This is a genomic window from Planococcus halotolerans, from assembly GCF_003289955.1.
Classification (GTDB): domain Bacteria; phylum Bacillota; class Bacilli; order Bacillales_A; family Planococcaceae; genus Planococcus; species Planococcus halotolerans.
The window spans coordinates 269,018-290,852 of sequence record NZ_QLZR01000003.1; the positions used below are offsets into that span (position 1 = coordinate 269,018).

The following is a 21,835-nucleotide window of genomic DNA, read 5'->3' on the forward strand; positions in this document are numbered from 1 at the left end:
TCTCGAATGTCAGCGTCAGGAGAAACTCATGCAAAGCCTGTGATACAGAATGGCGATACTTTGCGTGGGGGAAGCAAGAACTAATTCGCCCGTAAATGTGTCATTCGAACATGGCGTCCTTATAAATATACAATCAAACAATAAGGAGTGTTTCAAAATGATACATGTAAAAGAAACAAGTGATAAACAAGGCACTGCCGGCGAACGTCCGGAAGCATTTATCCGGAATGACCAGTTTAACTTTATCAAAGATCAGGCGAAAATTCTGGTCAATGGCAAGGCAACCAGCAGCGATGCGGAAGTACTGAGTGTACTGCGCCATCTGGCACAGGAAAAGGTCTTTGGGCTGTTCCCATCTTTGACCGAAGAACAGAAAGCCGTATTGAAACCGTTGACAGCGGTAAAGGAAACGGCGGAAGCAGAAGCATTTCTTGAACAGGTGTCTGCATATTTGCTGCCGTTCAAAAGTGTAACGGATCAGGGCTTGAAGAAATTATTCCCAAAAGCGAAAAAGCTTAAAGGGCCGAAACTTGATACGCTCGATTTCAAAAAGCTGTCTTATCTCGGCTGGATTGAAAGTTCGACGCTTATGTACCTAGTGATTGAAAAAGATGGCCGCCTCGAAGGCATCCAAGGCAGCTTCAACCGCAGTGCGAAACATGGCATCTGCTCAATCTGCAATAAACATAGCGAAGTAGGTTTGTTCACTGCCAAGACAAAAGGTTCCAGCCAGGATAATTTCGTGAAACGCGGCAACTATATCTGCCAGGACAACGACACCTGCAACAGCAATATCGATACATTGGAGCGGCTCCATGACTTTGTGGAACGGTTGCAAAAATAATTAAAAAATTGAGCTTTTCGGGAAACCGGAAAGCTTTTTTTATTGAAGAAAAAGCGCTTCAGACAAGTATGCGGGACAAGAAATAACCCAGTTGACAGAATTTCAGGTTGACAACATGTGGAACAGAATATATATTATGTGTAACCGGTTACACATTATGGAGTGGGGGGGAAGCGTATGACGACGATCAGGGATGTAGCTAAAAAAGCGGGAGTTTCCGTTGCGACAGTTTCAAGATTTTTGAACGGCAACGGTTATGTCAGCCAAGAAGCGGCAACTGCTGTGAAAGCGGCTGTAGAAGAGTTGAACTATGAGTTGAACACGGTTGCCCGCTCGCTTACAACTAAAAAGTCGAATCTGATCGGATTGATCCTGCCGGATATTACAAACCCCTTTTTCCCGGAACTGGCCCGTGCAGTGGAAGACGTTGCATTGACCTACGGCTACACCGTGGTGCTGTGTAATTCCGATGAAGATCCCAAAAAAGAGAAGAATTACATTGAAACCTTGAAGAAAAAATATATCGCCGGTTTTATTGTGACCTCAAACCAGCTTGACGCCCCGCATTACGCGAATTTAAAGCTGCCCGTCGTCGCTTTGGACCGTGTTATCAACGAGCGGATACCGACTGTCGTATCAAACAATAGACAAGGTGGTTTTATGGGAGCGCAGGCTTTAGTCGACAGAGGCAGCAAAAACCTGCTGTTCCTGAGAGGTCCGGAAGAATTCGGGTCGGCAAATGACCGTTACATAGGATTTGGCGAAGCGATGGAAAAGAACAGCGTTACTTATGAAACAGTTTTCTGCCCTTTTCATTTCGCGGAAGCAGAAAAAATTGTGGAACAGTATTTACATGACAATAAAGACATCGACGGCATATTCGCCAGCAGTGATGTGCAGGCTGCGGGAGCGTTGAAAGCAGCGCATAATCTGGGATTGGCTGTGCCGAAAGATTTGCAGATCATCGGTTTTGACGGAATTTCAATGGGAGAGATGCTGACCCCCGCTTTGACGACAATCGCACAGGATATTTATAAAATGGGTGCGATTGCGGCAAGGGTGCTGATCAAGCAGATTGAAGGCCAGCCGATTGAAAATTTCATGAACGAGATTCCAGTGAATCTTGTGGTTCGGGGAACGACGAAAGGAGCGGTGACATGATTACAGTTGTGGGCAGTATCAATATGGATCTCGTAGTTCGCACGGATCGATTCCCGAAACAAGGGGAAACGGCGCTTGGAGATTTGTATACGACAATTCCAGGCGGTAAGGGAGCCAATCAGGCAGTCGCGGCTGCCAGGCTTGGAAGCGATGTGCAGATGGTTGGTGCAGTAGGAACCGATGCATTTGGCCAAGTGCTGGTCGAAGGATTGGACACAGAAGGCGTTCACATTGAACACGTCAAACAATTGGATGGAATGAGCGGAATCGCCAATATCCTGCTATCTGAAGGAGACAACCGGATCATCGTGGTGCCCGGTGCGAACCATCTTCTGAAGGAAGAAGAAATAGATGGTTTGGAATACTTGTTTGAAGCAAGTGATCTTGTAATTATGCAATTGGAGATTCCGCTTCCCGTTGTGCAGCGGACATTGGAAATTTGCCAGCGCATCGGAACTCCTACCATTCTAAATCCTGCGCCATCTGCAGGTTACCGCAAAGAAATGGAACCTTATTGGACTTACCTGACACCAAACGAATCAGAAGCAAAAGAAATTTTCGGCCCGCAATGGGAGAACGCTCTGGAACAATTTCCGAACCGCCTGATTGTGACATTGGGGAAAAAAGGTGCCCGTTATTTCGATGGCAATAAACATATAATCGTCGAAGGTTATGCGACAAAAACTGTTGATACTACGGGTGCCGGCGATACATTCAACGGTGCACTTGGCGTAGCGCTTTCGGAACAGATGCCATTTGAAGAAGCGGTTCGTTTTGCCAATGCGGCGGCTTCATTATCTGTAGAAAAAATGGGTGCCCAGGGCGGCATGCCTAATAGAGAAGACGTCCTCGCGAGAATGCGTGGTGCTTCAGAGTGAAGAAGCATGGGATGATTAACCGTGACATCGCAGCGGCGCTGGCCGAATTCGGCCATACAGATCAACTGGTGATTGCGGATTGCGGATTGCCGATGCCGAAAGACGTTCGCTGCGTCGATTTATCATACGAATTGGGCAAGCCGTCATTCATCGATATTCTGGATGCTGTACTTGCGGACTTTCAGCACGAAGCAGCATTTATTGCCAATGAAATAGAACAGGAAAATCCGGAAGTCGAATCAAAAATTAAAGAACGGACAGCTGTATCCTATATTACGCATGAGGAATTGAAACAAATGAGCAAAGACGCCAAGCTGATTATCCGGACCGGTGAAGCGACTCCATACGCCAACATTGTGCTGCGGTCAGGCGTTATTTTCTAGAAAGGCAGGTGTGTAATCATGATTGAAATGACAGGCATTTCTAAAGCATTCAGTGGCAACCAAGTATTAAAAGACGTTTCTTTTTCATTGGAGAAGGGTGAAATCCATGCCCTGATGGGAGAGAACGGAGCCGGAAAGTCTACATTGATGAAAGTATTGACGGGAATTCATAAGCGGGATGCCGGAACGATTGTTGTCAAAGGGGAAGAAGTGAATTTCACTTCACCCAAAGAGGCAGAAAAAGCCGGGATTGCTGTAATTCATCAGGAACTGAATATACTGCCGCATCTGTCGATTGCTGAAAATCTGTTTCTTGGAAAAGAAGAAACCGTCGGGAAAACGAGCATTCTTAAAACGAAGAGTATGAACAACAAGACGAAGAAGATTCTTGGTGAATTAGGACTGAATATAAATCCCTCCTCTCCGGCAAGCGGATTGTCTGTCGGCAAGCAGCAAATCGTGGAAATCGCGAAAGCGCTGTCTGCAGAAGCCGAAGTCATTGTAATGGATGAACCGACTGCCGCTTTGACTGACCGCGAAATCGATACGCTTTTCAAGACGATTCGGGATCTGCAGAAAAAAGGCGTTTCTTTCATCTACATTTCCCACCGGATGGAAGAGATTTTCTCTCTCTGCGACCGTATTACCGTGCTGCGGGATGGCGAATTCGCGGGAGTGAAATATATAAAAGATACCTCATTTGAAGAAATTGTGCAGTTGATGGTAGGCCGTGAACTGGGCGAGCGTTTCCCCGAAAGGCATGCCGAGATTGGCGAAGTAAAGCTTGCGGTGAAAGGCTTGACGAGAAAAGGCCACTTTGAAGATATATCGTTCGAGTTGCGCAAAGGCGAAGTGCTTTCAATTGCAGGTCTGATGGGTGCCGGGCGGACCGAAGTGGCGCAGACATTATTCGGTTACCGGAAAGCGGACGCGGGCGATGTGGAACTGGACGGCAAAAAGGTGAAAATCAACAGCCCCCGCGCTGCTAAGAATTTAGGCATCGGATATGTAACGGAAGACCGGAAGTCTGAAGGCCTGCTGGTGGACTTCACTGTAGAAGAAAACATCAGCCTGACCAATTTCCATGAAATATCGAAATACGGGCTGATTTCACAGAAGAAAGAAAGTGCACTTTATCAATCGATGAAAGAACGGCTGGGCATCCGGACTTCCGGTCCTCACCAGACAGCGAAATCACTGAGTGGGGGGAACCAGCAAAAAGTGGTCATCGCCAAATGGATCGGCATCGAACCCAAATTGCTTATTCTGGATGAACCGACCCGGGGCGTTGACGTTGGGGCAAAAAAAGAGATTTACTCGATTATCAACCAACTTGCGGAGCGGGGCGTTGCTATTCTGATGATCTCTTCCGAATTGCCGGAAGTGCTCGGTATGGCCGACCGCGTACTCGTTATGCACGAAGGCAAACTTGCAGGTGAATTGTCGAAAGAAGAAATGACACAAGAAAGAATTATGCACTACGCTACTGGAGGTGAAAGTAATGCAACTCAAAACAGCTAATCAATCGTTGTTTCAAAAAATCGCACCGTTTATCGGTTTGTTTCTTATTATCCTAATCATTACTTTATTGAATCCTGGTTTCCTTTCCATGAACAATATTCTCAACGTACTGAGACAAGTATCAATCAATGCCCTGATTGCCTTCGGGATGACCTTTGTCATTCTGACGGGCGGCATAGATTTATCGGTCGGTTCGATTCTGGCATTGACCGGAGCCGTTACTGCCGGAATGATGGCAAGCGGCGTTGACCCGATTTTAGCCATGTTTGTCGGCCTCTTGCTCGGCGCATTACTTGGAGCTTTCAACGGAATAATCATTGCGAAAGGGAAAGTTGCTCCTTTCATCGCCACTTTAGCGACAATGACGATTTACCGGGGCTTGACTCTTGTCTATACAGAAGGTCGCCCGGTTTCCGGACTCGGCGACGGCGGCGCATTCCAGATGTTGGGGAGAGGTTATTTCCTCGGCATACCAATTCCGGTTGTCACCATGATCATCAGTTTCCTTATTCTTTATTTCATCTTGAAGAAAACGACTTTCGGACGCCGTGTTTACGCGGTGGGCGGCAATGAAGAAGCGTCAATTCTTTCCGGAATCAACGCGGACCGCATTAAGATTTATGTCTATTCATTGATCGGCTTCCTGTCGGCGTTTGCTGCATTAATCTTAACGTCACGCCTGAATTCAGCGCAGCCGACTGCCGGACAGATGTTTGAACTTGATGCCATCGCGGCTGTTGTGCTTGGTGGAACGAGCTTGACCGGTGGGCGCGGCTGGATTGTCGGTACTTTGATTGGTGCTTTGATCATCGGTGTTTTGAATAATGGTTTGAACTTAATTGGGGTTTCGTCCTTCTTCCAGCAAGTGGTGAAGGGTGCAGTCATATTATTGGCGGTCCTGTTGGATCGTAAAAAAACAGCTTAAGGAGCGTGGGAGAATGAACAAGTTCAAGTTTCTAGCAATGTTGGTGGCCATGATGGTTTTAGCGGCATGTTCAATGGAAGGTCCAGGTTCAAGTTCAGAAGATGAATCAGGCGGCAGCACGGAAAGTGATGGGGAATACACAATCGGCTTTTCAATCTCGACATTGAACAATCCGTTCTTTGTAACATTGAGCGAAGGGGCTGAAGCGAAAGCTGACGAGCTTGGCGCGGAAATTTCAGTTGTTGATGCACAGAATGACGCAGCAAAACAAGCAAGTGATGTAGAAGATTTAATTCAACAGGGCGTCGATTTGATCATGATCAACCCAGTTGACTCAGAAGCGGTTGCAACTGCAGTCGAATCAGCAAACAATGCTGATATTCCTGTAATTTCGGTTGACCGCAGCGTTGAAGGCGGAGAAGTGATTTCACATATTGCCTCTGATAACACAGCGGGCGGAGAAATGGCTGGCGAATACTTGTTGTCATTGGTTGGAGACGGCGCACAAGTGGCTGAGCTCCAAGGAGTACCAGGAGCTTCAGCAACGCGTGAACGCGGAGAAGGTTTTAATAATATCGCACAGGAAAGCCTGGATGTAGTCGCACAGCAAACTGCAAACTTTGACCGTGCGGAAGGATTGAGCGTTATGGAAAATATTCTTCAGTCCAATCCGGATATCGTAGGCGTTTTTGCTCATAACGATGAAATGGCATTAGGGGCTCTTGAAGCCATTGAAGCTGCAGGCAAAGATATTCAAGTTGTCGGTTTTGATGCCACGGAAGATGCAGTGCAAGCGGTTGAAGAAGGACGTCTTGCAGGCACAGTTGCCCAAAAACCGGAATTGATCGGTGAAACAGGCGTAGAAACAGCGGTTCAATTCCTAGACGGAGAAGATGTGGAAGCATCAATTCCAGTAGAGCTTGAATTGATCCAGCCGTAATCGAAATCGAATAAAAACAGTTACGGAGCAGCATCCTTTTACCTGGATGCTGCTTTTTTCTGTCCAGTAATAATTGAAAAATCGAGGTTGGGAAAATTTTTCGTGTTTTTAGAGAGGAGTTATTAATAAGGGGATTAAAATGATATTTATGTTTAATTTTTAATGTTAATTTGACTAATGAGAATGAAATATGAACTTTTAATAGGTGTATATAACTTGATTGTTCATTAAGAGGTTGGGAAATATTTCTGTCTATTGATTTGAAAAATTTGTCAGTTTACTATCAGAAGAAGCAAGGTACACAAACTACCTTATCTGCTCCATGTGGACAGCTGACACCATATAGAAGAAATATAACTACTGGAGATGAAGCTATGAAGAGAAGGATGACATCATTGTTGATTATCATTTTGCTGATTGTTCTTGGAGTTCTGGGCTATGAATATTTAGAAAAAGCGGAAGCGGGTAACGGCATATGGGGATCGGATGAATTGTATAGAACACTTGATGAGATTAAAGCGGACTCGGATCTCGTGGTTCGTGCCCATATTCCTTTGTATTATGATATCCGTGAATATGGAGGAGAAGAAAGAACCACAAAGCAAGCTTTTTACGAAGTGGCTATTGATGAGGTATTTCTTGACCATACAGGCCATGGATTTGATGAAGATTCCGAAATCGTGGTCAATCAGGTGATCGGTTTAAAGGATTCGGATGCTGATAAGTATTCATCGAAAAGAGGCATGAAGCCCATGAAAACAGGCGACTATTTACTCTTTCTGAAGAAAGTTACCCACCCGGCGGATGGCAATGTCTATTATATTTCAAACTCCTCCCACCATCTTTATAAATGGCGCGGCAATAAAACCTTCAAGAACATCGCGTCTGATAAATTGGGGGAGATAAAATATTCGGAGCTGACGAGTGGCCAGTAGAAGCTGGGTGCTTAAAAGTTCGTTCAAAAGAAAAGGCTGTTCAAAAGGTCAGGCACATGACTTTGGGATAGCCTTTTTTATGATCTTAAATACCAGCTTTTCTATTCATTATTTCTGTCTGATTTCACCCCTCGTAAATGAAATACTTTCCGTCCAGTCAGTGAAACCGATTTTCATGAGCTTTTCCGCAGCTTCACCAGGGCTTGACCGGAAGTCGTCTTCGACCCAGGCACATAAATAGCCGATAGTGCCGTAGCTGGCGAAAATGGCATAATCCTGATCATTGAATACTTCATGCAGCCGGACTGCGAGCTCATTGGATAAATGATGGATTGCGACCGCGTTTGAAAATTCATGGCTGTAAAATGAACGGTAGAAAAAGATATGCTGGCATATCTGGTAGGTGACTGGAGACACTGCTGATGTTTCTGTATAAAAACGCAGAAATTGATCATTCAAGCTTTTACGCACTTCATCCATTAACTGATACTTGTCAGTGAAATGCAAGTAGAAGGTGGAGCGGGAGATTTCGGCTTGTTGCACAATATCTTTTACGGAAACAGCGTCGAAATTTCGGTTGGCAAGCAATTGCAGTAATGATTCAATTATCGTTTCTTTCGCTGATTTCATTTGTGGCTCCTTAATGGACATTCGGGATGAAAATGTCTCGTGAAATTTCTGCGGTTACGCTTACAATTAATTATAATAAATGATTGGAGGAATAGCTCATGACAAATGAAGTTTATGTAATCACAGGCGGTTCTGGTGGAATGGGTAAGGCAACAGCTGAACTGGTCGGCAAAAAAGGAACGGTTTTACTGGCGGATATTTCAGAGGAACGTCTGGTCCAGACGAAAGAAGAACTTGCTGCTAAAGGCATCACGGATGTCCATTACCAAACGGTTGATATTACATCAAAAGAAGATGTTGCAAAACTGGCAGAAAAAGCGGCAGAACTTGGTACATTAAGAGGTCTTGTTCATACAGCCGGTTTATCGCCAACGATGGCCGATTCCAAACGAATCACAGCTGTAAACCTGGTTGGTACAGGATTGATCCTCGACGCATTCCTGCCATTGGCCAATGAGAAAACAGCTGCGGTAATGGTATCGTCGATGAGTGCATATATGGTGCCTCGCCAAGGTCCGTTCATGGAAGCATTGGTACAGCCGCTTGCAGAAAATGCAGTGGAAACAATGGAGCAATTCACTCAAGGCGATTCAGGTGCAGCATACAGCATGTCGAAACTTGGTGTCATCCTGATCGTTGAAGATCAGGCTTGGGCTTGGGGCGAAAAAGGCGCTCGATTGAACTCGTTGTCACCGGGGACCATCAATACGCCGATGGGCCGCCAGGAAGCTGCCCAACAGCAGCAGATGAAAATCATGCTCGATCACACGCCGCTTCGCCGTGAAGGTGAGCCGTCTGAAATTGCGGCGGCTATGGAATTCCTGCTGAGCGACGCTGCATCATATATTACAGGCATCGATCTTCGTGTGGACGGCGGCACTATCGCCAACTTCCCGCGCATGCGTGCATCAATGTCCCGTTAATTGGATAGGGAAAATACGACCCCCCCTGATTGCGTTTGCGACGCGTTTAGGGGTTTTTTGGTTAGCTGTTAGTTTGCAAATTGGTGAAGCAGGGTGCGTTTTAACGGATGGAAGTGTCTATTGAAGCGGATTTTCCTTTTGTCCTGCAGCTTATGTGCGCAGTGCCAATAATCCGTGAAAATAAATAACTTTATGCTGTCCGAATAATCAATTCAAAAACACAACTTTCCCACACAAAGTCCTTGAACTAAACGGATGTTTTTCGCATAGCGAAAAACTCCAATCCATTAAAGAGAGGCTTCGCGTCCGCGAAGCCTCAATCATTCATACCAATTTAACTGTAATGCTGCCGTTGTCGGATTGCAGGTCAATGGGGTGCTGGCCGGTTCCGTAAACAGTTCTTCTTTTCTTCGAGCCGAATACAGAAACCGAGCCCCAATCGACTTCAGCGTTGATGGTGGCGTTTTCCGGCTTTCTCTTTGTTTCCAGCAGAATAGAACCATTGTCTGTTTCCAGACTTATGTTGCGTTCAAGATCGGGCGCCAAAAGATGGATGCGTCCATTATCTGTTTGTGCCTGGACGTCACCTTCAACTTCTTTCAATGTAATGCCACCGTTGTCGGAGACGGCATTCAGTTTACCGGCTCGGATATCTTTCAACGTGAGCTGGCCATTATCTGTTTCGGCTCTCAAATTTTTTGCCTGGACAGCTGTCAGCTTTATCGCTCCATTATCCGATTTTACCGCGAACTTTTCGGCGGTTATCCGGCTTAGATCGATGCTGCCATTATCCGTTTCAACCAGAAGTTCTGTACTTTCCAGGCGTTCACCGGTGATGGTGCCATGGTCAGAGAGAATTTGAATCTTCTCGTATAGTTTAGGAGGCAGTCGAACAATCAGAGTGGGTGACTTGAAATTGCCTGTAATCGTAAAGAATCCCCATTTTCTTGCTTCTTCTTTCAACGTAATCACCAGGGTACGGTCAAGGATGTCTACTGCCAGGTGCTGGCGGTAGGTTTTATTTTCAACATCTACGTGCATTTGGCCATCAGCAGAAGGGAAAATTTGCACCACTGCATTGTCGGTCTGAATATCAACTTTATCGAATTTGTCCTTCGAAATATCGATTTTCTCGGCAGGTACTGTTGATTGGCTAAAGTCAAAGCTGTCGACAAGTTCTTTTGCGATGGCATCCGGAGAGCCCAATTCCACAGCGATATCGCTGTCGGATTTGCCATCAGCGCGGCCATTCGCAAAGTATTCGCGGATATCCTGCAGAATGTCGCTGCGTTCTTCGGCAGGCAGCCGCTCCAAGGCTTGTTCAAGCTGTTGCAGAAATTGTTGTTCAGTCATTTTGCACACCCTCTTCGATTAGTTTATTGACCCCATCCGTAAAGCTTTTCCATTCTTCGAGCTGTTCATGAAGATATGTTCTGCCGGCTTCGGTAAGCGAATAATATTTGCGCGGCGGACCTTCCGACGATTCCTGCAGATAAGTGGAGAAATAGCCTTCTTTGGTCAAACGGCGAAGCAGGGGATAAACAGCGCCTTCCGAAATGGCGATGCGATCGGAAATTTTCTGCACCAATTCATAGCCGTAGCGGTCTTGTTTATCCAAAAGAACCAGCACACATAAATTCAACGCGCCTTTTTTAAATTGAATATTCACCTGAAAAGCCTCCTTTCCTAACTAGTATTTTATAAACAGTAGTGGTTAATGAGTAATATAACATTCAGTACTATTCAATGCAAGGTATTGAGAGAATTTATTTTTACAATAAAAGCCTTCCCGGAATCTTCAGTCCGAAAAGGCTTTGATAAACTTAATGCTTAGGTAAAACAATCTTCCGATAAAGATAGACTGTAAAGAAATAATAGCCGCTGTAAATTGCCAGGAAAATCAGGATGGACACCCACAATCGGTAATAAGGTTCGTCCATGATGAATGTGAACATCCGCATGCCGATAAAGACATGCAGCAATCCTAATAAGCCTGGGAATAAGAAGACAATCAGGATTTCACGGTAAATGGAATTCTCCAGAAGCCTGCGTCGCACACCCAGTTTCCGCAGACTGTCATAGCGGCGGATGTCATTATTTGCGCCAGACAGAATTTTGAACATCAGGATGCTTGCCATCATCGTCAGAAAAGCAAGGCCAAGGAAAAAGCCCATAAAAAACGTTCCGCTGGCAATGGCGTATTGTGTTTTGAACTGGGCGTATTTGGTCGCGACAGAATCGATTTCTGGATCAAATCCGGAAACGAGATCGGGGTATACGTTTAACTGCAGCTCATCCAGCTTCTGCCACTCTTCAATATGGGCAGAAAAATCAGAGGTTCTTGCCAGCAGAATGGAAATTTCCTCTCCTTCCGCAAGTTCATATTCCTCAAGCGGAACGATGCGGGTAGATCTTGTGCCTTCAAGAGCAGGGTTGATTGCATAGAGTGCAGTAAACCATTGGTCAGAGACAATTTGGTTGCCGTCCTCAATATCCAGCTTTTCCGGCAGCGGATCGGGGCGGACTACTTCATACGTGACCATATCTCTAATCAGCGGAGGTGAAGCATTCAGCTCTTCCTGAACCAAATAGATGAACTCATCATTCAATTTCATGCGGAATGTGAGTTGTTCTTCAACTGGAATTGAATCTAAAACAGCCATTTCTGCAGCGCCCGGGTTGTAAAGCGTAGCATCATACTGCCAATGTTCATCAATAGATGTGAAAGCGTCGTTTTTGAAAGCGAATCCGCCTGCAATAGCACCGGCAGATAATGCGATCAGCAATGCTATCGTGGCAAGAACCCATTTCAGTGATGATAAACGGAAGTTAAGCTGTCCGGAAGTGAAAGAATTGATCCCTTTAAAATTCACTCTTTTATTGCGTTTCCATTTTCGGACGATGATAGGCAGCAGTGCCACGAATAGCACATAAGTGCCGAGCGTTGTTGCTATTGGTGCAGTGAATAACCCGATAAAACGGAGTATTTCCATGAAATAGAGCGCAACATAACCGATTGCCAATAAGAAGAGACCTAAGAAAATCATTAATGCAGCGTTTTTGGGCTTTTCCGGTAAGAGGTCGTTTTGTACTTCTGAACGCAATAATTCAATGATGGAAATTTTGGTGAGCCATAAATTATGGATGGACGACGTAATGAAAGAAGTGACAAGGAAATAAATCATGGTCCAGAAAACCGCCGGCAAATAGACGGCCTTGAATTGAGTGAATTCGATATTCAGCTGGTTCATCAGCAACCAGGAAACGACACGGGATAAAATGATTCCGAGTATGAGGCCAATGATGAGTGAAATTCCGGTTATGGCCATGGTTTCAATCTGAAATACACGCCGAATCTGGATTTTTTTCGCACCGATCAGTTCATAAAGGCCATATTCCTTTTTTCGTAAGGACAGCAGAAACGAATTGGTATAGAACAAATAGAAGAATGTGATGACAGAAAGCATTACTGTCCCGACGAGAAAGACCAATTGAATATTATTGATAACGGAATTTTGCAGGATAAATTCTTTATTCAGTGAAAGGGTAAGGAACATGTAAAATACAGCGATGGAAATGATCAGGCCGGTAAAGAGAATAGCATAATCCCGCTGTTTCTTTTTCAAGCCGTTTAACGCCAGTTTCAGAATCATGAGCGGACACCTGCCACAGGGCGGCGGTCTAAATCGCCTAGAACAGCCAGGATTTCCTGATGAAATTCTTCACGTGTACCGGCTGAAAAAAGTTCGTGGTCCAGTTTTCCATCCTTTATGAACAGGAGCCGACTGCAATAGCTGGCGCTGCGCGGGTCATGGGTCACCATCAGGATGGAGACTTTCCGTTCTTTATTCAAATCGGCTAATGTGTCGAGCAATGTGGCAGCATTTTTGGAATCGAGTGCACCCGTTGGTTCGTCGGCGAGAAGCAGTGTCGGTTCATGGATCAAAGCGCGGGCGATGGCGGTCCGCTGTTTCTGGCCTCCTGAAAGCTCTGCCGGATATTTTTCTGTAATGTCACTAATTCCAAGCAGACTGGCTACTTGATGAACGCTTGCCTGGATTTTATCTAATTTCTTATTCTGGAGCGCTAAGGGCAAAGCAATATTTTCAAAGACTGTCATATTTTCCAGCAGATTAAAATCTTGAAAGATGAATCCAAGTTTCTGGGAGCGGAAGTCCGATAATTGATTTTCGTTCATGGACGATACGGAAATGCCGTCGATGGTGATTTCACCATCCGTCAATGGATCGAGTGTCGCGACCATATTCAGTAATGTGGTCTTGCCGGAACCTGATGGACCCATAATGCCGATGAATTCACCCTCATTCATTGAAAATGATAAATCGCTGATTGCCGTGTAGGCGGCCGTACCTTTTTTGCCGTAAGTTTTTGTTACGTTTTTTGCCTTTAATATTGTTTTCATACTAATTCCTCCATTTGTTTCAAAATATCTGATGAGACTCAGTATATTGGAGAAACATGAAGAATTACTTTCGATAAAAATGAAGAATTCTTAAGGTTTTCAAAAAAACTGCTTCCAAATCATTGTTAATGACTTGGGAGCAGTTTTTCGCTTAAATCTATTCTTTTTCCGTCAGGAACGTAATAACCGCGAACAGCAGGAAGGCCAGTAATAACAGCGAACCGCCTACGATGAACAGCACCATGACAAGGGTTTCGTTCCAATTGAACGGGTTCAAATTATACAGCCACATGCCGCCCGTCAGGCCGACCGCGCCGACCATTGCCAGAATACCGTGGACGGTAACGAGTTTTTTATATTTAATCGTGTAGGCGTGATAGAAAATACCCCAGGCAAATACCGACAGCCAACCTACAAGCAAGATGTGAGCGTGGACCGGTCGCAGCGAATAATCCATCTGGCCAGCCATGTGTGAACCCAGATACGTGCCGATAAAACCGAAAATTGCCGAAAAGCGGATCAATCTTAAACTCCAAACTTTTTCCATGAATAAACCCTCCAAATTATGTTTGTTTCAAATCGGGATGAGGCAGGGTGAGGATGAACTCACTGCCTTCACCGATTTTGCTGTTAACTTCAACATTACCATGATGCAACTGGACAACCTGTTCCACAATGGACAGACCGAGTCCTGTGCCGTCTTTTTTGCGGGCGGCATCACCACGGTAAAAGCGTTCGAATAATTGGGAAATCGCGTCTTCCGAGATTCCTGATCCAGTGTCTTTAAATATAATGATAACTTCTTTGCCGACTGTCTTGAGCCCAATTTCGATACTGCCACCGGGTTTATTGTATTTAATGGCGTTTGTCAGCAAATTGTCCCAGACGTTATCGAGCAGTTCGGCGTCGCCCCGGAAAAGGGTAGGGGGCAAAGAATAAGAAAGATTGATATCTTCTTCCTCAAGGCGCCAACGGTATTTCCGGACAACAGCTTTCAGCTGCTCGTCGAGTTGAAATTCTTCGGTCTTCATCGGATAAGCGCCCTGGTCAAGCGACGTCAGCAATAAGAGCTGGCGCGTCAGGCTGGAGAGCCGTTTCGCTTCCTGATCGATGATTGATGTGTAAGCCAGTCTGTCACCATCCGGCAAGTCAGGCGATTTCAAGAGATCCGCGTAGCCCTGAATGTTCATGAGCGGCGACTGGAAATCGTGCGATACATTGCTGATGAACTCTTTGCGCGCTAAGTCGTTTTGCTGCAGCTGTGTCTGCATCAAGTTAAAGCTCTCCGACAGCTGGCCGATTTCATCTTTACGCTTTATATCGAGCGGGTAGTTATAGTTTTCGCGCGCGATGTGTTTGGTCGCTTCGGTCAGCTGCACGATAGGACGCGTCAATTGCCGCGCAAGCCAGATCATGCCGATGATGCTGACAAGTCCGATAGCCACCACAAAGCCGATCAGCACCGAATGGATATCGGTTCCCAAAAGTTTGGTATCGGGCCGGATGAATAAGCCATAGTTTTCGCCGTTGCGCTCAAAAGGGACGCCGACAGTGTTATGCAATTCGTTTGTGAAATGTCCGATCATGAAGATCTGGTCCGTGAAACTGTCGAGTCCGGTATAAGTATCATTTTCAGTCAGAACGCGCTTGGCTTCCTCCGGAAACGTCGTGTCGTCAAACGGTTCTCCAAAAAAATTCATATTGCCCGAACTGTCGACAAGGGCAATCTGGTAGCCGAGCTTCGCCACAGCCTGCATATAGCGATCGAAGCCTTCATCGGAATAAGGCACATTTTGGACAGTTGCCACAATTTCCTGAGCGATGCCCACATTCTGTTCGATCGTCTCTTCTTTAGTGACAGTAATATAAAAAATATTGGCGATAGTAAAACCGATCAGGATGCTGATAGCCAGGATGAACAGCGTGGCAACGGTAAATTGGCGGTATAGGGTTTTCATTTCAACGCCTCTAATTTATAGCCGATGCCGCGCATCGTATGGATTTCAACAGTGGCCCCGTATCGTTTGAGCCGGTCACGGATACGGTTGATATGTGTATTCAATGTCATTTCACTGACATCGTGGTCTTCGCCCCAGACATATTCAAACAGCAGGCCGCGGGGAGTGGCCAAGTTGGTGCGGGAGACCAGAAGGGACAGAATTTCAAATTCCTTCAGCGGTAAAATGACGGTTTCATCGCCAATCGTCACTTCGAAATTCCGGCGGTTGATCGCCACATTGCCTGCCTGCAAATTTTCCTGTACCAAACGTTCGGAGCGCCGCAGCACCACCGCGACACGAAACAGCAATTCCTTCGGCTCGAACGGTTTAACCACATAATCCTCGGAGCCTGATAAAAAACCTTTTTCCTTATCTTCAAGCTGGCCTTTTGCCGTCAGAAGGATTACCGGAATGTTCAGGTCCTGTGTCAGGATGCGGGTCAGGTCAAAGCCATCCATTCCCGGCATCATTACATCGACGATTGCCAGATCGACAAGCTGTTCTTCCAGCAGCAATAACGCTTGTTCCGCGTCTGTAGCCCTGAAAACGGAATACCCTTCTTTGCCCAGATGGATTGCCACCAATTGCTGGATATAAAGATCGTCGTCAACGACGAGTATTTTCATGCCGATTCCTCCCTGTGATGAGGAAGCCGTCTCATACGGCTTCCCGGTATTTTCAGTATGCAGGGTTTACTTGTCTTTTTCAAAAAACAATATCAATGCCGGCAACAGCATGCCGCGGACAAGGAAGGTATCGATCAGGATACCGATGGAGACCATGAAGCCGAATACGAATAAATCGGCGATCGGCATCGTGGTCAGTGCAGCAAATGTTGCCGCAAGGATGATGCCGGCTGAAGATATCACGCCGCCCGTATTCGTAAGAGCGATTTCCAGGGACTCTTTAACTTTCCGCGATTTGCGTTCTTCGATAAAACGTGACACCAGAATTATATTGTAATCGATGCCGAGCGCTACAAGGAAGATAAATGCATACACTGGCACGCGGGTGCTGATTGCGTCAAAGCCGAACAGCACATCCACCAGGAAAATACCCAGGCCGAGCGCGGACAGGTATGACAATAAAATCGTTCCCATCATGTAGAATGGCATTTTCCAAGACCGTGTCAGTGCAAACAATAGAACCAGGATGAGCAACGTTTCGAGAACGACAATTTTGATGATATCTGAATTGTTTACATCCCGCTCATCAGTCAATTTCGGTGTGATGCCCCCGAAATGCGTTTCACCTTCAATTGAGGCAGCGGCAAGCAATTGTTCGCTGTCGGAACGCAGTGTTTCTACAAAATCGATGGCTTCCGTTGAATAGGGATTCATCGATAGGGCGATATTGAATTTCACAGCTTCGCTGTCATCTGTTTGACCTGACAGACGGGCAGATGCGATTTCATCGTAAGCTGTCAATTCTTCAGCAAGTGCGGCTGCAGCTTCGCCGTCAATCGGCTGGTCGCCAACTACAAGCAGCGTAGAAGGGGCGATTTCGCCTTTGTCGAAATTCTGTTCAACGATTTCATAGCCGACACGGGAAGGCATATCTTCCGGGAAGGATTTCACCGTATCGAATTCAAATTCGAGATTGAAGATATTCAGTGCTGAAACAATCAGGAAAATGGCGACAATTCCACCGGAAAAGACGGGCTTGTTGACGACGGATTTCGCAACTGGTCCCCAGATGCCATGTTTTAATTCTTTAGCTTCTCCGTATTTCGGTACTTTAGGCCAGAATGCTTTACGGCCGAATAATGTGAATAAAGCCGGTATCAATGTAATGGAAGCAATCATGATGATAAAAACAGCTGTACCGAAAATCGGCGCGAAGTTGGTGTAATCACGGAAGTCCGCAAAAAACAGGATCAGCATCGCAGCGAGCACTGTACCACCTGCAAAGAATACCGGTTCGCCGGTAGCGCGCATTGCGTATTTCATCGCTTCATATTTGCTTTCATAATGGTTCAGTTCTTCGCGGTAGCGCGAGAACACAAACAGGGAATAATCGATCACTGCCGCAAACAGCAGGATGCTCATGATTGATGTGGTCTGGCTTGTCAGCTCAAGACCGGCGGCTCCCATGAATGCGAGCGTCTGGTTAACGACCTGATAGACGATGATCGTCGCCAAAAGAGGTATGAACGCGAGCAGCGGTGAACGATAGATGACGATAAGAAGTACCAGGATAATCAGTACCGTCGCGATCAATAGAACGAAATCCGCTTCTTCAAAGAGTTTTACTGTGTCGCCTGCAATACCTGCTGGACCGGTGACATAAAATTCAAGATTGCCTGATTCGGCAGCTATATCAGAACCGATTTCACTGGCACGATCATTGATTGCAGAGAAATTCGCACCGCCGAGACCGGCTTCAAGCGTCATGGGAACAATCATCGTTGAATTGTCATCAGAATAGAAACCTTCCAGCGCTTGTGGCGGCAACTGGCTGATATCGATGATCGAATCAATGCCTTCAATGTTTTCGGCATTGATCGCTGTCAGGATTTCTTCGACAGTTTCATTTGCTACTTCACCTTCACTATTATGGAAGACGAGTATGCCGGGAGTTCCCTGGTCATCCGGGAAATATTCCTTCAGCTTCTGGTCTGCGATGATTGATTGCGCATCATCCGGCAGTGACTGGAAGTTCGCGACTTTGTAATCATTCAGTCTCGGGCCCATACTGAGTGCGATCATCACGACAAACCAGGTGATGATGGTAATCCACATGCCCCGTTTCGTAGATACCCAATCGGTTATCGAGGTTAAAAATTTATGCATTTATTCCACTCCTCTTTCTCTTTTAAGATGTATCAGAGCTATCGTAGCGTCCGAATATAAATTCAATATCAATTTTTGGTGGCAGGGATATGAACGATCGGAAGTGGAGGCAGAAAAATAAATGAAACTTTATCCCCCGTTTCACTCTTTTCTTTTCGGGAATAGGAGGACTAACACGATAGAGGAGGGATTCGATTGGCACGAGATAAGAACAAAGACGAATTGCAAACGAATCAGCGAGACCTGGAATTGAGACAAGAGGCACAGGAATATAAAGAAGAGATCAATCTTCCAGAAGAGGAATTCCGTGGCATGGACAATGACAATAACGATGAGCAGGAAGATAAGAAGAAGTAAAACCGATATGATAATAGCCCGTATTCCGGATCTTCCGGAATACGGTTTTTTAGTGCGAAAATCTATTGATGTTTTAAGGTCCAGATGAACCCGTGAATGCGTTAGAAGGCTTTGGAAAATCATCAGTAAAAGTAGAAGAAAGAATTTACCGCCAAATAGATTGGAAAAAGCGTAGAATCATATATATACATATTTTTCCGGAAAATGAGGGATAAAGATGAAGCAAGTTTTACTCTACTCAGCAACGTTGATCGTTGCAGGTGTGCTGTCGTATTTAGGGGAAGCTTTATTTGGAGCGGAATGGATTTTCGGCTTATTGACTGTCTTTTTGTTCTTTTTGTTTTTACAAGGCTGGAAACGGTGGGGAAGATCTCCAATTGGACTGGTGATTATCACCGTATGTTTGTTGATTACGCTTGATGGAATCTTTTTTGTGCAGTATGCAGCGACCGCCATCTGCAGTTTATTGATGGGATTGTTCCTGCTGCCGCATTTTTATAAGAATAAAGATGGGGTGGCGGCTTCAGCGGTTTTTGTTTTTCTTAACATACTGATTTGCTTCTTATTCGTGCCAAATGAATTGATGGGATGGATTTTCGTAACAGTGACAGGCATTACTGCATTAATAGGCTTTCGCTATAACCTTCCGTTTGTCAGAACTTGCTTTGTATCATTGTTTGGAATATCAGCTTTTTTCCTTTTGCTGTTCCAGCTTTCAGAAGAGATCTATATGCTCAGCATCCTGGCAGTTTTGCTGGTTGGTTTCCTGATTTTTGCTATGTACCGAATGAATAGGCAAGCCGCAGCTTAACTTCTGGAAATATATATGGAGAAGATGTAACTTCAGCAAAGGCAAAACGACAAATGGCTAAACGGGGAGGCTTTATTGTGAAAAAAATCATGATTCTGGTATTCTTAACCTCTTTTGTCCTGATGCCGGCCCAAAGTTTTGCCTTGTCGTGTGCGGAACCATCACCGGTGAAGATTGCCTATGACGAATATGATGCTGTTTTGGTTGGGGAAGTGAAAGATATCAACCGTAACAATAATATGAAAATGCTGATAATCGAAGTCGGGAAAAGTTATAAAGGTGTGGAGACTAAAACCATTACAGTTTACGAAGATATTACTTGGGGAGAAAGCCAAAAGAACGCAGAGTATTTATTCTTCCTCAACCAGGACGCAGGGAAGTGGATACATCCTCTATGCTCTCCGACTACCCATAAGACGGAACTTGCGGATGAAGCCTATGCAGAGAAAGAAGAAGTGGTTTTACAGGAAGTGGAATCGAGCGGGTTCGATTCGAATAACACAACTGTAATTGTCCTGATGTCGCTTTTGGTGGCAGGGATTGTCATTGCAGGTGTCTGGATTTCGTTATCAAACCGAAGAAATAAAATCTAGTTCGATGTAGAAATAGGCCAATATTAAAGACCTCCATCAGATTACTTGATCTGATGGAGGTCTTTAATATTGGTTAAATTCAGACGCTGATTTATTCTTCCCTTTCCGCGATACTGACCGGACGGATGGTGCCCCACGGCGCGACATCGATTGTCACCTGCAGCTCAACCGCGCTTTCCAGTTGTGGTCCGAGACCCTGTTCGACATAGAATTGCTCAAGCTGCGGAGCGGTCAAACGGTTGCCATAAGAGTAACCGCTGATGGCACCGAAAAAAGGATTCTCGCTGATTTCATCGATGACAGCAAAACCCTCAGGTCCTTCTGTCAATGTAAAATAGATATCTCCTTCATAGGTACCGCCCACTGCGTTTAAATCAGGATACTGCAGCATAACGTATTCTCCGTAAAACGGATCAAACGGGTCAAAAGGCTCTGCCCGCAGTGTATATTGTTCACCAAACCAGGAGGCGGAATAGAAAGCTGCTACTAATATGACAATGAACAGCGTCATGAGAATCGGCAAAATCCAAGATTTTAATTTCATGATGCAGCACCTTCTCTCTTGCGGTTCAACCACCAGGCAGCTGCTGAAAGTGCAAACAGTAACAGTGCACCGATCAGGAAGAACAGCGACATATCAAGGCGTTCCCAGGCATAGATGACGTAAATCACAAATTGCACCAAGATAAAATAGACGAACCCTGGAGCAAGCATCCGGTTTTGCCGCTGGGCAATAATGAGGTAAGCAAGTGCACTCACTTCAGCAACCAGCGCCAATGCGATGGCTGTATCGTCATACAGCAGGAAGCCCATGGCACCGAGAATGGAAATCCAAATGATATCCCTGAATCTCGTATAGGCAAGAAATAATACAGCAAGTCCAGCAGCGGCAAGCATAATCGCCTCTGGCCAGTTGAGATCGACGAGCGACATTTCGGTTTCACCTCTAAGGGCCAGATAGACGACGAGCATAACAGCGCCGAAGAGCAGATAAAGCGGCGACAAAAGCTCCTGTTTGTCCTTTGGAGCTAAGAACAGCAGAAGGACGAGCGCGAACAGGGTCCAAACCGGCCAGAAAGGGCTGCTGTATGTAACAAGATCCCACATTAACAGACCCGAGAAAAACAGCAGCATCCAGCTTAATATCTTCGGTGCATCATCTTTGCTGAAATAGAACCAGGCGAGGGAGATGGCTACAAAGATTCCCCATTCAACCCAATTGGTATCGGGCAAAAATGACGTGAGCGTAAATATGCCAAAAATGAAGGCGATCATTACATACGCTAAATGCCTCCACTGGAAGTAATGGGCCAATGCAGCGATGAAAATTGCCCATGGCAACATGGAATTGGAGAGGCTGAAATGGAATGTCTGGGCCGTCACCAGAATGCTGGCTCCGAACATGGCGAGTCCGAGCAATCGGAATAGTATCGGCTGTCCGACACGTTTCTTTTCGGAAAAGTAGGCAATTATATAGAAAATCCACATCAATGCAACAACCAATGCCACTTTCACCAGCTCAGGAATCGCCTGCCAATTGGCTGCGATAAAACTGAACACAGCCAATGCGAAGAAAATCAAGCCGATCAGCAGTAATAATGGAATCTTTTTCTTTTTGGGCTGGCCTCTTTCAAATATCAGTATGCGGTCAACAGCCGCTTGGTCAATAAACCCTTCATTGCGCCATTGCACCAGTTTCCGTTCGAAATCCATCATCGT

Annotated in this window: 23 protein-coding genes; 12 read left to right on the forward strand and 11 right to left on the reverse strand. The window is 45.6% G+C overall.

Annotated elements, in window-relative coordinates; all coding sequences use genetic code 11:
- The first annotated feature begins 157 nt into the window (after positions 1–157).
- From DP120_RS10095 to DP120_RS10130, 8 genes are all read left to right on the forward strand, one after another.
- Positions 158–844, forward strand: coding sequence for a FusB/FusC family EF-G-binding protein (locus DP120_RS10095; RefSeq protein WP_112223548.1), 687 nt, complete (start codon positions 158–160; stop codon positions 842–844).
- Positions 845–1,021: 177 nt separating this feature from the next.
- Positions 1,022–2,005, forward strand: a complete 984-nt coding sequence (locus DP120_RS10100; RefSeq protein WP_112223549.1) for a LacI family DNA-binding transcriptional regulator — start codon at positions 1,022–1,024, stop codon at positions 2,003–2,005.
- Complete coding sequence (gene rbsK / locus DP120_RS10105) at positions 2,002–2,883, forward strand: ribokinase (protein ID WP_112223550.1); 882 nt, start codon at positions 2,002–2,004, stop codon at positions 2,881–2,883. The genes DP120_RS10100 and rbsK overlap by 4 nt, the downstream gene beginning before the upstream one ends.
- Positions 2,880–3,266, forward strand: a complete 387-nt coding sequence (gene rbsD, locus DP120_RS10110) for a D-ribose pyranase (RefSeq protein ID WP_112223551.1) — start codon at positions 2,880–2,882, stop codon at positions 3,264–3,266. The genes rbsK and rbsD overlap by 4 nt, the downstream gene beginning before the upstream one ends.
- An 18-nt stretch (positions 3,267–3,284) precedes the next feature.
- Positions 3,285–4,787: a sugar ABC transporter ATP-binding protein gene (locus tag DP120_RS10115; RefSeq protein ID WP_112223552.1), complete on the forward strand. Its 1,503-nt coding sequence runs from the start codon at positions 3,285–3,287 to the stop codon at positions 4,785–4,787.
- Entirely contained in the window at positions 4,768–5,712 is a 945-nt protein-coding gene (locus DP120_RS10120) for an ABC transporter permease subunit (protein WP_112223553.1), read from the forward strand. The genes DP120_RS10115 and DP120_RS10120 overlap by 20 nt, the downstream gene beginning before the upstream one ends.
- A gap of 13 nt (positions 5,713–5,725) precedes the next feature.
- Positions 5,726–6,652, forward strand: a complete 927-nt coding sequence (gene rbsB / locus DP120_RS10125; RefSeq protein WP_112223554.1) for a ribose ABC transporter substrate-binding protein RbsB — start codon at positions 5,726–5,728, stop codon at positions 6,650–6,652.
- Positions 6,653–7,026: 374 nt separating this feature from the next.
- The gene (locus DP120_RS10130) at positions 7,027–7,587 is read left to right on the forward strand and encodes a hypothetical protein (protein ID WP_112223555.1); all 561 of its coding nucleotides are present in this window, start codon (positions 7,027–7,029) and stop codon (positions 7,585–7,587) included.
- Positions 7,588–7,695: 108 nt separating this feature from the next.
- On the opposite strand, the gene DP120_RS10135 is transcribed toward DP120_RS10130, so the two are convergent.
- Positions 7,696–8,217, reverse strand: coding sequence for a TetR/AcrR family transcriptional regulator (locus DP120_RS10135; RefSeq protein ID WP_165843772.1), 522 nt, complete (start codon positions 8,215–8,217; stop codon positions 7,696–7,698).
- A 98-nt stretch (positions 8,218–8,315) separates the two neighbouring features.
- On the opposite strand from DP120_RS10135, the gene DP120_RS10140 reads away from it, so the two are divergent.
- Positions 8,316–9,140 (forward strand): SDR family oxidoreductase, encoded by an 825-nt coding sequence (locus tag DP120_RS10140; RefSeq protein ID WP_112223557.1) that lies wholly within the window; start codon positions 8,316–8,318, stop codon positions 9,138–9,140.
- 324 nt (positions 9,141–9,464) lie between these two features.
- On the opposite strand, the gene DP120_RS10145 is transcribed toward DP120_RS10140, so the two are convergent.
- The 8 genes from DP120_RS10145 to DP120_RS10180 all read right to left on the reverse strand — a co-directional run bounded on the left by DP120_RS10145 (position 9,465) and on the right by DP120_RS10180 (position 18,355).
- Positions 9,465–10,493 carry a DUF4097 family beta strand repeat-containing protein gene (locus tag DP120_RS10145; RefSeq protein WP_112223558.1) on the reverse strand — a complete coding sequence of 343 codons (1,029 nt, stop codon included), beginning with the start codon at positions 10,491–10,493 and terminating at the stop codon, positions 9,465–9,467.
- Positions 10,486–10,809, reverse strand: a complete 324-nt coding sequence (locus DP120_RS10150; protein ID WP_112223559.1) for a PadR family transcriptional regulator — start codon at positions 10,807–10,809, stop codon at positions 10,486–10,488. The genes DP120_RS10145 and DP120_RS10150 overlap by 8 nt, the downstream gene beginning before the upstream one ends.
- Before the next feature lie 154 nt (positions 10,810–10,963).
- A complete protein-coding gene (locus DP120_RS10155; protein ID WP_112223560.1) occupies positions 10,964–12,793 on the reverse strand; it encodes an FtsX-like permease family protein in 1,830 nt (609 codons plus the stop codon).
- Positions 12,790–13,563 carry an ABC transporter ATP-binding protein gene (locus DP120_RS10160; RefSeq protein WP_112223561.1) on the reverse strand — a complete coding sequence of 258 codons (774 nt, stop codon included), beginning with the start codon at positions 13,561–13,563 and terminating at the stop codon, positions 12,790–12,792. The genes DP120_RS10155 and DP120_RS10160 overlap by 4 nt, the downstream gene beginning before the upstream one ends.
- Before the next feature lie 157 nt (positions 13,564–13,720).
- On the reverse strand, positions 13,721–14,110 hold the full coding sequence (locus tag DP120_RS10165; protein ID WP_112223562.1) for a hypothetical protein: 390 nt from the start codon (positions 14,108–14,110) through the stop codon (positions 13,721–13,723).
- Positions 14,111–14,126: 16 nt separating this feature from the next.
- Positions 14,127–15,521 carry a sensor histidine kinase gene (locus DP120_RS10170; RefSeq protein WP_112223563.1) on the reverse strand — a complete coding sequence of 465 codons (1,395 nt, stop codon included), beginning with the start codon at positions 15,519–15,521 and terminating at the stop codon, positions 14,127–14,129.
- Positions 15,518–16,189, reverse strand: coding sequence for a response regulator transcription factor (locus DP120_RS10175; RefSeq protein WP_112223564.1), 672 nt, complete (start codon positions 16,187–16,189; stop codon positions 15,518–15,520). The genes DP120_RS10170 and DP120_RS10175 overlap by 4 nt, the downstream gene beginning before the upstream one ends.
- A 66-nt stretch (positions 16,190–16,255) precedes the next feature.
- Entirely contained in the window at positions 16,256–18,355 is a 2,100-nt protein-coding gene (locus DP120_RS10180; RefSeq protein ID WP_112223565.1) for an MMPL family transporter, read from the reverse strand.
- A gap of 195 nt (positions 18,356–18,550) precedes the next feature.
- Here DP120_RS10180 and DP120_RS18480 point away from each other — a divergent pair, with 195 nt between their 5' ends.
- The 3 genes from DP120_RS18480 to DP120_RS10190 all read left to right on the forward strand — a co-directional run bounded on the left by DP120_RS18480 (position 18,551) and on the right by DP120_RS10190 (position 20,116).
- Positions 18,551–18,712 carry a hypothetical protein gene (locus DP120_RS18480; protein ID WP_165843773.1) on the forward strand — a complete coding sequence of 54 codons (162 nt, stop codon included), beginning with the start codon at positions 18,551–18,553 and terminating at the stop codon, positions 18,710–18,712.
- A gap of 217 nt (positions 18,713–18,929) precedes the next feature.
- Positions 18,930–19,523, forward strand: a complete 594-nt coding sequence (locus tag DP120_RS10185; RefSeq protein WP_112223566.1) for a hypothetical protein — start codon at positions 18,930–18,932, stop codon at positions 19,521–19,523.
- A 77-nt stretch (positions 19,524–19,600) separates the two neighbouring features.
- On the forward strand, positions 19,601–20,116 hold the full coding sequence (locus DP120_RS10190) for a hypothetical protein (protein ID WP_112223567.1): 516 nt from the start codon (positions 19,601–19,603) through the stop codon (positions 20,114–20,116).
- Positions 20,117–20,207: 91 nt separating this feature from the next.
- On the opposite strand, the gene DP120_RS10195 is transcribed toward DP120_RS10190, so the two are convergent.
- Positions 20,208–20,660 (reverse strand): GDYXXLXY domain-containing protein, encoded by a 453-nt coding sequence (locus DP120_RS10195; protein WP_112223568.1) that lies wholly within the window; start codon positions 20,658–20,660, stop codon positions 20,208–20,210.
- Entirely contained in the window at positions 20,657–21,829 is a 1,173-nt protein-coding gene (locus DP120_RS10200; protein ID WP_112223569.1) for a DUF2157 domain-containing protein, read from the reverse strand. Before DP120_RS10200 ends, DP120_RS10195 begins: the two co-directional genes overlap by 4 nt.
- Positions 21,830–21,835: the final 6 nt, after the last annotated feature.